This is a genomic window from Amycolatopsis rifamycinica, assembly GCF_000695625.1.
Classification (GTDB): Bacteria; Actinomycetota; Actinomycetes; order Mycobacteriales; family Pseudonocardiaceae; genus Amycolatopsis; species Amycolatopsis rifamycinica.
Genome location: NZ_JMQI01000079.1, coordinates 106,472 through 119,080 on the forward strand (window position 1 = coordinate 106,472; position 12,609 = coordinate 119,080).

The following is a 12,609-nucleotide window of genomic DNA, read 5'->3' on the forward strand; positions in this document are numbered from 1 at the left end:
CCAGATGCGTCCCGCACTGGCAGGATGGGCCCCGTGCGAGACGTATGCGTGATCGGGCTCGGGCTGATCGGCGGGTCACTCCTGCGCGCGGCGGCCGCCAGCGGCCGCACAGCGTGGGGCGCCGCGGTTTCCGAAGTGGACGCCGACGCGGCGAGCAGAGCGGGCTACGACGTCACGACGGACGTCGAAGCGGCCCTGCACCGGGCCGCGGCCGAGGACGCGATGGTGGTGCTCGCCGTGCCGCTCCCGGCCGTCGAAGACCTGCTGCGGCTGGTCAGCCAGCACGCGTCGCACTGCCTGCTCACCGACGTGACCAGCGTGAAAGCGCCGGTACTGGACGCGGTTCGCCGTCGCGTGCCCTACACGCGGTACGTCGGCGGGCACCCGATGGCCGGGACGTCGAACTCCGGCTGGCTGGCCGGGGACGCCGCGCTGTTCCAGGGCGCCGCGTGGGTGGTCGCCGTCGAGGAGGACACCGACCTCGAGGCGTGGGCCGAGGTGGCGAAGCTCGTGCTGGACGTCGGCGCGCACGTCGTCCCGCTGCCCGCGGAGTCGCACGACGAGGCCGTCGCCCGGATTTCGCACCTGCCGCACCTGCTGGCGGCGATCCTGGCCACCATCGGCGCCGAGGGCGGCCCGCTGGCGATGTCGCTCGCGGCCGGGTCCTACCGCGACGGCACGCGTGTCGCCGGCTCGAACCCGCAGCTCGTCCGCGCGATGACCGAAGGCAACCGGGACGCGCTGCTGCCGATCGTCGACGAGGCGCTCGGCCGGCTCGGCGCCGCCCGCGGTTCGCTCGCCTCCACCGGCGGGCTCGCGGCCACGATCAACGCGGGATACGAAGGCGCGCAAGCGCTTGCCGCCAGCCTCGACGTCGAACGGGCCGGAGTCCGGATCAGCCTGACCGCGCCGGACGCGCGGCAGGGCCTGATCGCACTGGGTGAACGCGGCGGCCGGATCACCGGCCTCGCGGACGGGATCGCGACCGGCGAAGTCCAGTAGGGGTTACCGGTCCGGCGTGTCGTCGAACTTGTTCAGGAAGTCCTTCGCCTTCTCGACGCCGGTGTCGATCTGGCTGTCGTGGCCGGCGAACTTCGACTTCGCGAAGTCGGCGGCCTTGTCCAGACCTTCCTCGATCTTGTCGTTGTGCTCGCGCAGGGCCTCTTCGGCCTTGCCCTTCAACGCTTCGAAGTCGATGCCCATGGGTGCATTGAACCGCACGGTCCTCACGTGCGCCGGTGGTGGGGCAGGAACCGCCGGACCAGGCCCAGGGGCGCGCGTTCGGCCAGGTCGGGGCCGCGGACGGCGGCGAACGCCGACTCCAGCTGGTCGACCACGCCGGACAGCCGCTCCGCGTCCGGCAGCGGCACCGACCGCGGCTCCCGCTGCTCCCGCACGGCCGACGCGAGCTCTCCCAACGCGGCCGTCAGCAGCTCGACGTCGGCCGGATCCGGTGGCGGCACCCCTCGCCCGATCGTCACGCCGACCTCGGTGACGGCGTCGGCGACCCGCTCCTGCGCGGCGATCACCGGCCACCACGCCACCGCCTGGCGGCCGTGCGCGGACGGCTCCACGACGGCCTGCTGGAACGCCGTCCGCAGGTCGGCCAGGGCCCGGTAGGCGCCGCGCCGCGCGCGCGACCGGGCCAGCCGCGCCTCCCCCGACGACGCCTCCACCAGCGCGTGCGAGACGTACTTCGCGACCGCGTCCAGGCCGTCGGCCAGCCGCCCGCCCACCCGCGGGCGCCGGCTGCCCGGCCACAGCAGGTAGCCGAAGACGAGCACGATCACGCAGCCCAGCACGGTGTCCACCAGCCGGGCCAGCACCACGCTCCCGTCGCCGGTGTGGGCCAGCCCCATCTGCAGGATGATCAACGGCGTCACGAAGGCGCTCTGGATGCCGTAGTTGCGCACCTTCCCCACCGCGATGCCGCCGGCGAAGACCGCGCTCAGGGCCACCAGGACCCAGCCGTTCGCGCCGAGCCCGAGCACCGCCGCACCGATCCCGACGCCGATGACCGTGCCGATGCCGCGCAGCACCGCGCGACCGAAGACGGACCCGAAGTCGGGCTTCAGCACGATGCCGACGGTCAGCGTGATCCAGTACGACCGCTCCAGCGGCACGAGCAGGCCGACGGCTTCGGCGATGGCGACGCACAGCGTCAGCCGCAGCGCGGCGATCCAGGTCAGCGGGCCGGACGCGAGCGAGGCCGCCCACTCCCGCAGGCGGCGGTGCCACGGCGCCGGCTGCCGGCGCTTGCGGTCGTCGCCCTTGCCGATCCGGACCAGTCCCGCGTAGAGCGCGGCGACGATCGGATCCGGTTCGCCGGGCGGCGCCGGCGGTGGGGACGGCAGCGGCTGGGCGGCCAGCACCGCGGCCGAAAGCGCGACGAAGTGGTCGATGACCTCGCGGGCCGGGCGGCGGCCGGCGTTGACCATCGCCACGGACGCCTCGACGGCGGGTGTCGTCGCCGAAAGGAGGTTGAGCAGGTGCCGGTAGGCGGCGTCGCGGCCGGACAGCCAGGAGCGCGCGGTGAGCAGCTGGTCGTAGGCGGTGTTCATGGCCGTGGTCAGCCGGTGGCGGGCCACCCGCGAGACGGCTTCGTCGGTCGCCGACAGCATCGCGGCCAGCTCGACGTAGACGTGCGCGACGGCGGTGCGTTCGGGGCTGGTCGCGCGGACCGTCCAGGTGACGAGCGCGACCAGCAGGCTCCAGGCGGCACCGAGGCAGAAGCAGCCGAAGAGGATCTCGACGCGGACGCCGGTCGCGTGCTGGCCGGTGGCGAGCACGCAGAAGACGAGCATCTGCAGCCCGGCGACCGAGGCGTTGCTGCCGGCCGCGCTGATCACCGCGGACACCGCGGCGACCAGGACCACCGCGGGCACGGACAGCGCCGGCGTGCCGCCGGTGAGCAGCCCGGCGAGGTAGCCGGCGGTCGCGGCGAGCGTCGCCCCGCCGAGGCGCCGGGCGCGGTAGCGGTAGGGACCGGCCGATTCGGACAACACGGCGGGCAGGGCGCCGGTCGAGATGAGCGCGCCGACGCCGATGTCCCCCGCCGCGTACGCGATCGCGAGCGGCACGGCCAGCGCGGCCACGGCCCGGGCGACCATGTTCCACGGCACCGGCACCGGCGAGCTGCGCAGGAGCTGGACCAGCCAGTGCGGCGCGGCGAGGTCGGGGCGCGGCGTGCTCACCCCCTCATCTTGACCTACGCTCCCGGAGACGATTAATTATCAACCTGTCAACAACGCGGGAGGTTACCGGTGGGTCGCAAGTACTCCTACGAGGTCAACCGCACGAGCACCGCGCCGCCGGAGGCGCTGTTCGCGCTCGAGGCGGACGGCCCGCGGTGGGCGGAGTGGGGAAAGCCACTGATCGTCCAGGCCCGCTGGGCGCGCCGGGGCGCCGAAGAGCCGGACGGCGTCGGCGCCGTCCGCGAGGTCGGCCTGTGGCCGGTGCTGATCCGCGAGGAAACCGTCGAGTACGAGCCCGGGCGCAAGCACGTCTACACCTTCGCCGGCGGCAAGCCGCTCAAGGACTACCGCGCCGAGGTGCTCTTCACGCCGACGGCCGAGGGCGGCACGCACCTGCGGTGGACGGGCTCGTTCACCGAACCGGTCAAGGGCACCGGGCCGGTGCTGGCCGCCACCCTCCGGACGGTGATCCGGCTGTTCTCCGCCAAGCTGGTCAAGGCGGCCGAAACCGGGCGCTGACCTGCGTGCGCCGGGCCACATAAGATCGTCCGGCGCAACTTCCCCCGCCTCCCCGACGTCACTCTTTCGGGTGGTCTTCGCGATCACCGCCGAGAGAGGGGACGCGGGATGAAGCGAGTGGTGGCGGGGTTGGCGGCGGCCGTGTTAGCGCTCACAGCCTGTTCGACGCACGCGCCGGACGAGCGCGAGTCCGGCACCAGCCAGCCGAACCCGGCGCCGCAGGGCGTGAGCCCCGACGTGAAGACGTCCGGTCCGTACCCGTTCGGCACGGTCCAGCAGAAAGCGCCCCCGATCGAGAACGGCCAGGTCCCGCTCATCCGCCGGATCACCACCGACAAGCCGTACGTCTTCCTCACCATGGACGACGGCGCCGTGCAGGACCCCGACGCGCTGAAGCTGATGCAGGAGAACGGCACGCACCCGGTGCTGTTCCTGAACCAGAAGTACGTCAAGGGTCACGAGGCCTACTTCAAGCAGATCCTGGACGCCACCGGCGCGACGCTCGGCGACCACACGGTCGACCACCCGAACCTCAAGGGCAAGCCGTACGAGTTCCAGCGCAAGGAGATCTGCAACGACGCCGACGACTTCCAGCGCGGCCTGGGCATCCGCCCGGCGCTGTTCCGGCCGCCGTTCGGCAACTACGACCAGAACACCCTGCGCGCGGCGGCCGCCTGCGGGATGCGCGCGTCGGTGCTGTGGACGGCCGCGGTCAACGACGGGCACGTCCAGTTCCAGTCCGGCGACAAGCTCAAGCCCGGCGACATCGTGCTGATGCACTTCCGGAAGACGTTCAAAGAGGACTACACGGCGTTCGTGGAGCAGGCCAGGAAGGACGGGCTGACCCCCGTCCCCCTGGCCGACTTCCTCGGTTAGAGCACGACCGTCGGCGTCACGACCGTCCGGCGGCACGACACGTCACCGAGGTGCACGAGGATCTGCGTCGTCCCGCGCGGCACGTTGTCGAGCACGAACCGGCCGCCTTCGTCCGCCGTCGTCGACGACGTGCCGTGCTCGGCGACCCGCACCTCGACGCCGTACTGGCCGGCCGGCACCAGCCAGCCGTCGATGCGGTGCAGCTTGCCCATCTTGGTCAGGTTGATCATCACCGTCAGGTCGCTGACGGTGAACGTGATCGTGCCGGTGCCGCCACCGCGGACCCCGGCGAGGTCGTCCAGCCGCTCCCACCGCGCGACCTCGACGTCGAGGTCTTCGAGGGCGAGCGCGAACTGGACCCGCTGCACCAGGTCACCCGGCGGCGGGTCCAGTTCGTCGAGGAAACGGCCGATGTCGGCCAGCAGCACGTCGTCACCGAAGGAGGCTTGGCCCCCCGGCGCCCCGAGGTCGTTCATCGGCTTCCCCCTTCACTGGCGAGGAGATCGCGCATCTGGTCGAGGCAGCGACCCCTGGTCGGGCCGACACTGCCACGCGGCATGCGCAGCGCCTCGGCGACGAGCTGGTACTCCGCGCGACCCGCGAGCACGGTCAGCCGGAGCAGTTCCTGACAGCGGTGGGGCAGCCGGACGAAGGCGCGCCAGACCCGGCGGTCGCGGTCGGCGCGGACGGCTTCGTCTTCGGGTGCCGGTTGGGTGCTCGGCATGGCCTCGGCGACCTCGTCGCTCAGCGGCACCGGCTGCATGCGACGGCCGAACGGGTGGGTGGCCTCGCGGCGGGTGGTGGTGATCAGCCAGGCGGCCAGCGCCTTGGGGTCGCGGAGTTTGCCGAGCTGGCTGAACAGGGCGAGCCAGACGGTCTGGACGACGTCTTCGGCCACCGAGCGGTCGAGCCCGTTGGCCCGGGCGACGTGCCAGACGAGCGGGGTCAGCTCTTCGACGAGGCGGGCCATCGCCCGGCGGTCACCGTCCCTGGCGGCCTGCATGCACGCAGCGTGCAGCTCGGCGCCGGTCAGGCCCTCCCAAGGCGGATCTACCTCTGTGGTTTGCACGTCGGTCACCGTATCTGCCCCTCTTCGGAAGAGTCTTCGAGTCGGCAATGGCAGTATCGCGGTTCCTTCGGGGGGAAGGAGCGTGCAGGTGGATCTCGGATACATCAACGTCACTTACTTCGTCGGTCGTGCCCTACCGGTCAGTGGCCAATCCGTGAGGTACCGGCCGGCGCGCGTGGCACGCACCGGCCGGTACTCCCCTCCCTCAAGGACCCGCTCCCCAACGGGCCCCGCCGGATGTCCCCTCCCCCGAAGGGCACCCGGCCGACGGTGTCCGGCAGCCCCCTCGGCTCCCGGCCACCGCGTTCATCCCGAACGCGACACCCCCTGTCGTGTTCTTCCGTGCTCGGCTGCTCCACAGGACGCAGTGGGGGCACCGCCAGATACCGGATCCGGCGAAGTTTTTTTGAAGATCGACGCAGAGCGGCTAACTGATCACGGCGTGTGCCAAAGTCGCGGCCCAGCGGGCGTAGCCGGCCGGGCCGGGGTGGAAGCGGTCGCTCGCAAACGCGGCCGGGTCGAGCAGCGCCGGATCCATCGGCAGGTGCCGGACGCCGGGGAGGCGGCCGAGGGTCGCGGCCGCCTTGTCGAGGGCGGCGGAGCGGGCCGAAAGGACGTCACGAAGGGGACGCGGCAGGGCCGGGAAGCGGGACATCGGCGGCACCCCGGCCAGCAGGACGTCGGCCGGGCCCAGCCGCCGTCGCAGGTCGAGCACCAGCCGCAGCAGGTCACGGCGGTAGGCCGCGGCCGTCCGGAGCTCGATGGTGTCGTTGACGCCGAGGGCGATCACGACCAGGTCGGCCGGGCGCAGGAGCGGGACGAGCTCGGCGCGGGCCACCCGGGCGTTGGCGCCGGTCCGGCCCACCGCCTGCCAGCGCACCGCCCGGCCGTCGCGGGCCAGCTCGCGGGCGAGGCAGCCGGTGAGCGCTTCCTCGTGGTCCGCCGCGCCGACGCCGTCCACTGTGGATTCGCCGAGCACGGCCAGCCGGAAGGGTTCGCCGTCACCCGGGACGAGCCCTTCGGCCGGGCCGGCCGCGCCGGGGAGCCGCGGGGTCTTGCGCTTGACGTAGAGAGCCTGAGCGAGGAGCACCATGGCTCGACGCTAGCCGGGCGTTAGGCCTTCTTCTCTTCGCGGAGCTTGTGCCAGCGCTCGTACATGCCGGTGAGCTCCTCGAGCATGAACGACAGGAAGTCCCGCATCTCGGCGAGCCGCTTGCCCGACGGCGTGTCCTCGCCGAGGGCGTCGACGCCGTTCTCGGCCGCGTCGCGCCACATCATGATCATGCGGTCGCGCTTGAGGAACGTGGCGTACCAGAGGTCGTCGTAGAGGCGGTAGTGGTCGCGGCGCTCGCCGGGCTCGCGCTCCTTGGCGACCAGGCCGATCTGCTCGAGGTAGCGCACCGCGCCGGACACCGCGGCCGGGCTGACCTGCAGCTGCGCGGCCAGGTCGGCGGCGGTCAGCCGGCCCTCGTCGGTGGTCATCAGCGCGGCGAACACCCGCGCGGGCATGCGCTGCATGCCGATCTGCGAAAGCACGAGCCCGAGGCTCTCGACGTACCGGCGGACGGCGTCTTCATCTCGCTTCGTGTCAGGCGTCGTCATCGGCCCATCCTCCCGTACCCGTCCCCCATGATCACTAGATCCAGACATTTTCTTAACTTCACAACTTCTTGAAGCGAGTGTAGCTTCCGAACCATGGAAAACGCCATTTCGGTCATCGACCTGCACAAGTCGTTCGGCCGGACGAAGGCCCTCGACGGCCTCGACCTGCAGGTGCCCGCCGGGGAGGTGCACGGCTTCCTCGGACCCAACGGCGCCGGGAAGTCGACCACCGTCCGGGTCCTGCTCGGCCTGCTCCACGCGGACTCCGGGGACGTCCGGCTGCTCGGCGGCGACCCCTGGAAGGACGCCGCGAGCCTGCACCGCCGCCTCGCCTACGTGCCCGGCGACGTCAACCTCTGGCCCAACCTCTCCGGCGGCGAGGTCATCGACCTGCTCGGGCGCTTGCGCGGCGGGCTCGACGAGAAGCGCCGCGACGACCTGATCGAGCGCTTCGACCTCGACCCGAAGAAGAAGGGGCGCACCTACTCGAAGGGCAACCGGCAGAAGGTCGCCATCGTCGCCGCGCTCGCGTCCCGCGTCGACCTGCTGATCCTCGACGAGCCGACGTCCGGCCTCGACCCGCTGATGGAGGCGACGTTCCAGTACGCCATCCAGGAGGAACGCGAGCAGGGCCGGACCGTGCTGCTCTCCAGCCACATCCTCGCCGAGGTCGAGGCGCTGTGCGACAAGGTCAGCATCATCCGCAACGGGCGCACGGTCGAGTCCGGCACGCTGGCCGAACTGCGGCACCTGACCCGGACGTCGATCACCGCCGAGCTCGCCGGCCCGCCGAACGGGCTCGCGAGCCTCGCGCACATCCACGACCTCAAGGTCGAGGGCAACCGCGTGCGCTTCGACGTCGAGACGCGCTCGCTCGACGACGCCCTGCGCCGGCTGACCGAGGCCGGCGTGCGAAGCCTGGTCAGCCAGCCGCCGACGCTCGAGGAGCTGTTCCTGCGCCACTACACGACCGAAGCGAGCGCGAAATGACCGCGACGCTCGAACGCCCGGCCGTCGTGGCGCCCGCCCACGAACTGGCCGGCACCGCCCACCTCACCCGGCTCGCGCTGCGCCGCGACCGCGTGGTCCTGCCGATCTGGATCGTCCTGCTCAGCGTGGTCCCGGCCGGCTCGGTCAGGACGTTCACGCAGTTCTACCCGACCGTCGCCGACCGGCTCGCCCTGCAGGCGGGCGCGAACGCCAACCCGTCGTACGCGCTGCTCTACGGACCGCCGTTCGACCTGACCACGGCCGGCGGGTTCATCGCCTGGCGCATGTGCGGGTTCCTGGCCCTGCTCACCGGGCTGATGGTCGTCTTCACGGTCACCCGGCACACCCGCGCCGAGGAGGACACCGGACGCGCGGAGCTGCTCGCGTCCGCGGTGGTCGGCCGGTACGCGGCGCTGACGGCGTCGCTGCTGGTGGCGGGCGGCGCGAGCGTGCTGACCGGGCTGATCCAGGCCGTCACGCTGGTCGGCGCCGGCCTGCCCGCGGCCGGTTCGCTGGCCTTCGGCGCGGCGGAAGCCCTGGTGGGGCTGGTGTTCACCGGGGTCGCGGCGGTCGCCGTCCAGCTGGCCGGGTACTCCCGGACGGCCAACGGCATCGGGACGGCCGTGGTCGGCGCCGCGTTCCTGCTCCGCGGCGCCGGGGACTCCACTGTGGACGCTCGCTGGCTGTCCTGGCTGTCGCCGATCGGCTGGGTGCAGCAGGTGCGGGCGTTCGCCGGGGAACGCTGGTGGGTCCTCCTGCTGCCGGTCGTGCTCGCCCTGGTCGCCGGCGGCATCGGGTACCGGCTGCTGCCCCGCCGCGACGTCGGCGTCGGCATCCTGCCGCCCCGGCCGGGACCGGCGAGGGCGGCGGCGAGCCTGCGGTCGCCGTTCGCGCTCGCGTGGCGGCTGCACCGCGGCCCGCTGCTGGGCTGGGTGATCGGCACGGCGGTGGTCGGCGCGGTGTTCGGCTCGATCGCCAGCGGCATCGGCGGCCTGGTCGGCTCGAGCCCGCAGGCGCAGCAGATCATGGCGCGGCTGGGCGGCAGCCACGCGCTCACGCAGGCGTTCCTCGCCGCGATGGCCGGGATGTTCGCCATGGTCGCGTCGCTCTACGGCGTCCAGGCGGTGCTGCGGATGCGCGGCGAGGAGACCGCGATCCGGCTCGAGCCGGTGCTGGCGACCAGCGTCGGCCGGCTGCGCTGGGCGGGCAGCCACCTGGTGTTCGCCTTCGTCGGCACGGCGGTGCTGCTGCTGTCCGGCGGGGTGTTCATGGGACTGGCCAACGGGCTGCGCACCGGCGACGTCGGCGGCTCGCTCGCGGACACCCTCGCCGGGATGCTCGTCCAGCTGCCCGCGGCCTGGGTGGTGGTCGCGCTGGCGGTGGCGATCTTCGGGCTGCTGCCGCGCTTTTCGGCCGCGGCGTGGGGCGTCGGGGCGCTGGCGCTGCTGCTGAGCCTGTTCGGGCCGGTGCTCGACCTGCCGCAGGCGGTGCTGGACGTCTCGCCGTTCCAGCACCCGCCGAAGATCCCCGGACAGGAGTTCACGGCGACGCCGCTGGGGTGGCTCCTGGCGGTCGCGGTCGCCGCCGCGGTCGCCGGGCTGGCCGGCTGGAAGCGCCGGGACGTCGGTTAACGCACCCGCAGCTCGTGGCCGGACCGGGCCCGGCGACGAGCTGCGCCTGCGGGCCCGCCTTCCCGCAGGCGGGCCCGTTCGGCTCGGCGAACGACGGCGTCACCGCCACGGTGTGCGGCTTCCCGTCGTCGAACCGGACGGTCACGTCGACCGGTTCGGCGGGCAGGCCCGGGAGGTCCGCGAAGCCGTGGAGCCCGCCGGTGGGGACCATCGACGTGCCGCACGAGCCGTCCGGGCCGGTGCCCGTGCAGGTCGTCGCGCCGGCCGACGTTTCGGGGTACAGGCCGACCTCGCGCGTGACGCACCGGCCGCGCCAGCAGGCTTCGAGCGTCGCTTGCGAGACGCCGTCCGGCGACGGGATCGACAGGCTGATGCCGACGGGGACGCCGATCGCCGTGCAGGCGACCTCCGGCCCGGCACAACCGGCCGTCACGGCGGCGAGCATCACGAACCCCAGTACGTACCGCATGCCGACCAGACGGCGACGGCGGCCGCCGGGGTTGCACCGATCAGTCGCGCCAGATCGAGGTCAGCGGCACCGGGGAGGTCGCCGAGGTCGGCGTGACCGAGGTCGTCGCCTGGACGGTCACCTCGACGAGGCTGGTGGTGGTCGTCGGCGGCGACGTCTCGACGGAGGTGAGCGTGGACGGCGGCGCGGACGTCGTGACCGTGACCGGCACCGCGGACACGGTCCTGGTCGGCGGGATGACGGCGTCGGCGGGCCGCGGACCCGACCGGCCGGCCACGAGCACGGCGGCCACCAGCAACCCGGTGGCGAACCCCGCCAGCCCGGTGACCGCGGCGGAGCCCCAGGTAGGTCGGCCACTCATCCGGGCACCCCCTCGCCACGCGCAGCGCAGGTTCGAGGACTGACTCGCGTTGATCTTACGTCGTGTTACCGAATTGCGCCTGGAGCGAATGAGACTCAACTTTCTTGCGTCGACTACGCGCATGTGCCAGCCTGGAACGATGGGGGTATTGAGGAACCCGGACTTCCGGCGCCTCTGGCTCGCCGACCTCGCGAGTCAGGTCGGCAGCCGGATCGACGTCCTGGCGGTGCCGTTGCTCGCGGTCACCGCGCTCGGCGCGCCGGTCTTCGAGGTCTCCCTGCTGCGGACCGCGCAAGCGCTGCCCTACCTCGTGCTCGGCCTGCAGGTCGGCGTGTGGTGCGATCGGATCCGCCACCGCCCGGTGCTGATCGCCGCGGACGCCGGGCGGGCCGTGCTGATCGCCTCGGTCCCGGTCGCCGCGCTGTTCGGCGTGCTCGGCATGGCCCAGCTGCTCGCCGTGGTCCTCGCCGTCGGCGTGCTCAGTGTCTTCTTCGACGTCGCCCACCAGACCTACGTCCCGCGGCTGGTAGCGCCCGCGCAGCTGCCGGAAGCCAATGCGCGGCTACAGACCAACCGGTCGATGGCGGCGGTCGCGGGCCCCGGCCTCGCCGGGGTGATCGTCCAGGCGCTCGGCGTCGCGGCCGCGCTGGCCGCCGACGCCGTCAGCTACCTGTGGTCGGCGCTCTGGCTGCGCCGGATCGAGACGCCGGACACGCGCCCCGCACCGCGGGAGCGGCGGCTGCTGCGCGAGATCGGCGAAGGGCTGCGGCTGGTCCGCGGCGACCGCGTCCTGCTGGCGATCAGCGCACACGGCGCCGTGTCGAGTTTCTTCCAGTCGGCCCACCTGGCGATCGTGATCGTGTTCCTCGCCCGCGACCTCGGGCTCTCGCCGTGGGTGATCGGGGTGCTCGGCACCGCGTCGCTGACCGGCGCCGTCACCGGCGGGTTCACCGCGCGGTGGCTCGGCGAACGGATCGGCCAGGCGCGTGCTCTCTGGGGTGCGGCGGTGCTGTTCGGCCTGGCGTACCAGCTCTACCCGTTCACCGGACGAGGCTGGGCGCTCACCTGCTTCGTCCTCGCCGGCTTCTTCACCAGCTACAGCGTGATCGTGCTGAGCGTCTTCGGCGTGAGCTTCCAGCAAGCCGTCACGCCGCCGGAGTTGCTGGGCCGGGTCAACGCCATCTCGCAGACGCTGGTGTACGGCGTCGTGCCGCTCGGCAGCCTGCTCGGCGGCGCGCTGGCCGGCCCGATCGGCATGCGGGCGACGCTGCACATCGCGGCGGCCGGCGTCCTGGCTTCGGCGGCGATCATGGTGTGGTCGCCGCTGCGGAAGCTGCGTGACCTGACGCCCGCAGACCGTCGATGACCACCCGGACCAGGTGCGCGCTCCCCGGGGCGTACCGCTCGACGGCGAGGCAGCCGACGATGAGCGCCCGCAGGTCGTCGCCGTCGATGTCGGCGCGGACGGCCCCCGCGGCCTGCGCGCGGGCGAGCAGCTCGCCCAACGCGGCGCGGAACTCCTCGCCGGCGCCGGCCTTGAACGCGTGCCCGCTGGATTCGGCGAGGGCGTCGCAGATGGCCCGGTTGAGCGACGCCTGCTTGATGACGCGGACGAAGTAGTCGACGAAGACCTCGCCGGGGTTCTCGGCGGTGGCGAGCGCGCGGGCCTCTTCGGCGAACTGCTGGATCCGTTCGAGGACGACGGCCTGGAACAGCGCTTCCTTGCTGGGGAAGTGCCGGTAGACGGTCCCCGCCCCGACGCCGGCGAGCCGCGCGATGTCGTCGAGCGGCACGGCGAGGCCGTCGAGGGCGAACGCCTCTTCGGCGGCGGCCAGCACCTTGGCGCGGTTGCGCCGCGCGTCGGCGCGCATCTTCTCCATCAGATCTCCTCGTTGACA

15 protein-coding genes are annotated in these 12,609 nt (G+C 72.8%); 6 read left to right on the plus strand and 9 right to left on the minus strand.

Annotation, left to right across the window (positions count from 1 at the left end; translation table 11 throughout):
• Nucleotides 1-48 precede the first annotated feature (48 nt).
• The gene (locus tag DV20_RS38870; protein WP_043788512.1) at nt 49-1,002 is read left to right on the plus strand and encodes a prephenate dehydrogenase; all 954 of its coding nucleotides are present in this window, start codon (nt 49-51) and stop codon (nt 1,000-1,002) included.
• Between the two features lie 3 nt (nt 1,003-1,005).
• Here DV20_RS38870 and DV20_RS38875 read toward each other — a convergent pair whose 3' ends face one another.
• Together DV20_RS38875 and DV20_RS38880 are read right to left on the minus strand one after the other, a co-directional pair.
• Nucleotides 1,006-1,203, minus strand: a complete 198-nt coding sequence (locus DV20_RS38875) for an antitoxin (RefSeq protein WP_043788515.1) — start codon at nt 1,201-1,203, stop codon at nt 1,006-1,008.
• A gap of 23 nt (nt 1,204-1,226) precedes the next feature.
• Nucleotides 1,227-3,194 carry an FUSC family protein gene (locus tag DV20_RS38880; protein ID WP_043788516.1) on the minus strand — a complete coding sequence of 656 codons (1,968 nt, stop codon included), beginning with the start codon at nt 3,192-3,194 and terminating at the stop codon, nt 1,227-1,229.
• 69 nt (nt 3,195-3,263) lie between these two features.
• On the opposite strand from DV20_RS38880, the gene DV20_RS38885 reads away from it, so the two are divergent.
• Together DV20_RS38885 and DV20_RS38890 are read left to right on the plus strand one after the other, a co-directional pair.
• The gene (locus DV20_RS38885; RefSeq protein ID WP_043788518.1) at nt 3,264-3,713 is read left to right on the plus strand and encodes an SRPBCC family protein; all 450 of its coding nucleotides are present in this window, start codon (nt 3,264-3,266) and stop codon (nt 3,711-3,713) included.
• A 108-nt stretch (nt 3,714-3,821) separates the two neighbouring features.
• Nucleotides 3,822-4,589 carry a polysaccharide deacetylase family protein gene (locus DV20_RS38890; protein ID WP_043788519.1) on the plus strand — a complete coding sequence of 256 codons (768 nt, stop codon included), beginning with the start codon at nt 3,822-3,824 and terminating at the stop codon, nt 4,587-4,589.
• Here the strand turns inward: DV20_RS38890 and DV20_RS38895 are convergent.
• The 4 genes from DV20_RS38895 to DV20_RS38910 all read right to left on the minus strand — a co-directional run bounded on the left by DV20_RS38895 (nt 4,586) and on the right by DV20_RS38910 (nt 7,260).
• Nucleotides 4,586-5,065 (minus strand): hypothetical protein, encoded by a 480-nt coding sequence (locus tag DV20_RS38895; protein ID WP_013222254.1) that lies wholly within the window; start codon nt 5,063-5,065, stop codon nt 4,586-4,588. The two genes, DV20_RS38890 and DV20_RS38895, sit on opposite strands and share 4 nt — an antisense overlap.
• On the minus strand, nt 5,062-5,667 hold the full coding sequence (locus DV20_RS38900) for an RNA polymerase sigma factor (RefSeq protein ID WP_043788522.1): 606 nt from the start codon (nt 5,665-5,667) through the stop codon (nt 5,062-5,064). Before DV20_RS38900 ends, DV20_RS38895 begins: the two co-directional genes overlap by 4 nt.
• 418 nt (nt 5,668-6,085) lie before the next feature.
• Complete coding sequence (locus tag DV20_RS38905; RefSeq protein ID WP_043788524.1) at nt 6,086-6,751, minus strand: SGNH/GDSL hydrolase family protein; 666 nt, start codon at nt 6,749-6,751, stop codon at nt 6,086-6,088.
• Nucleotides 6,752-6,771: 20 nt separating this feature from the next.
• Nucleotides 6,772-7,260 carry a GbsR/MarR family transcriptional regulator gene (locus DV20_RS38910; protein WP_043788526.1) on the minus strand — a complete coding sequence of 163 codons (489 nt, stop codon included), beginning with the start codon at nt 7,258-7,260 and terminating at the stop codon, nt 6,772-6,774.
• Nucleotides 7,261-7,353: 93 nt separating this feature from the next.
• Between DV20_RS38910 and DV20_RS38915 the strand changes: the two genes are divergently transcribed.
• Together DV20_RS38915 and DV20_RS38920 are read left to right on the plus strand one after the other, a co-directional pair.
• The gene (locus DV20_RS38915) at nt 7,354-8,250 is read left to right on the plus strand and encodes an ABC transporter ATP-binding protein (RefSeq protein WP_043788527.1); all 897 of its coding nucleotides are present in this window, start codon (nt 7,354-7,356) and stop codon (nt 8,248-8,250) included.
• Nucleotides 8,247-9,881: an ABC transporter permease gene (locus DV20_RS38920; protein WP_051736314.1), complete on the plus strand. Its 1,635-nt coding sequence runs from the start codon at nt 8,247-8,249 to the stop codon at nt 9,879-9,881. Before DV20_RS38915 ends, DV20_RS38920 begins: the two co-directional genes overlap by 4 nt.
• Here DV20_RS38920 and DV20_RS38925 read toward each other — a convergent pair.
• Together DV20_RS38925 and DV20_RS46295 are read right to left on the minus strand one after the other, a co-directional pair.
• Nucleotides 9,790-10,350, minus strand: coding sequence for a hypothetical protein (locus tag DV20_RS38925; protein ID WP_235191126.1), 561 nt, complete (start codon nt 10,348-10,350; stop codon nt 9,790-9,792). The two genes, DV20_RS38920 and DV20_RS38925, sit on opposite strands and share 92 nt — an antisense overlap.
• Nucleotides 10,351-10,390: 40 nt before the next feature.
• Nucleotides 10,391-10,711, minus strand: coding sequence for a hypothetical protein (locus DV20_RS46295; protein ID WP_200876590.1), 321 nt, complete (start codon nt 10,709-10,711; stop codon nt 10,391-10,393).
• Nucleotides 10,712-10,850: 139 nt separating this feature from the next.
• Between DV20_RS46295 and DV20_RS38935 the strand changes: the two genes are divergently transcribed.
• On the plus strand, nt 10,851-12,077 hold the full coding sequence (locus DV20_RS38935) for an MFS transporter (RefSeq protein WP_043788531.1): 1,227 nt from the start codon (nt 10,851-10,853) through the stop codon (nt 12,075-12,077).
• On the opposite strand, the gene DV20_RS38940 is transcribed toward DV20_RS38935, so the two are convergent.
• On the minus strand, nt 12,019-12,591 hold the full coding sequence (locus DV20_RS38940) for a TetR/AcrR family transcriptional regulator (protein WP_043788533.1): 573 nt from the start codon (nt 12,589-12,591) through the stop codon (nt 12,019-12,021). The two genes, DV20_RS38935 and DV20_RS38940, sit on opposite strands and share 59 nt — an antisense overlap.
• Nucleotides 12,592-12,609: the final 18 nt, after the last annotated feature.

Coding starts and splice junctions, on each gene's coding strand:
- DV20_RS38875 (WP_043788515.1), bottom strand. CDS start 1,203: ATGGGCATCGACTTCGAAGCGTTGAAGGGCAAGGCCGAAGAGGCCCTG.
- DV20_RS38890 (WP_043788519.1), top strand. CDS start 3,822: ATGAAGCGAGTGGTGGCGGGGTTGGCGGCGGCCGTGTTAGCGCTCACA.
- DV20_RS38895 (WP_013222254.1), bottom strand. CDS start 5,065: ATGAACGACCTCGGGGCGCCGGGGGGCCAAGCCTCCTTCGGTGACGAC.
- DV20_RS38905 (WP_043788524.1), bottom strand. CDS start 6,751: ATGGTGCTCCTCGCTCAGGCTCTCTACGTCAAGCGCAAGACCCCGCGG.
- DV20_RS38910 (WP_043788526.1), bottom strand. CDS start 7,260: ATGACGACGCCTGACACGAAGCGAGATGAAGACGCCGTCCGCCGGTAC.
- DV20_RS38915 (WP_043788527.1), top strand. CDS start 7,354: ATGGAAAACGCCATTTCGGTCATCGACCTGCACAAGTCGTTCGGCCGG.
- DV20_RS38920 (WP_051736314.1), top strand. CDS start 8,247: ATGACCGCGACGCTCGAACGCCCGGCCGTCGTGGCGCCCGCCCACGAA.
- DV20_RS38925 (WP_235191126.1), bottom strand. CDS start 10,350: ATGCGGTACGTACTGGGGTTCGTGATGCTCGCCGCCGTGACGGCCGGT.
- DV20_RS46295 (WP_200876590.1), bottom strand. CDS start 10,711: ATGAGTGGCCGACCTACCTGGGGCTCCGCCGCGGTCACCGGGCTGGCG.
- DV20_RS38935 (WP_043788531.1), top strand. CDS start 10,851: ATGGGGGTATTGAGGAACCCGGACTTCCGGCGCCTCTGGCTCGCCGAC.
- DV20_RS38940 (WP_043788533.1), bottom strand. CDS start 12,591: ATGGAGAAGATGCGCGCCGACGCGCGGCGCAACCGCGCCAAGGTGCTG.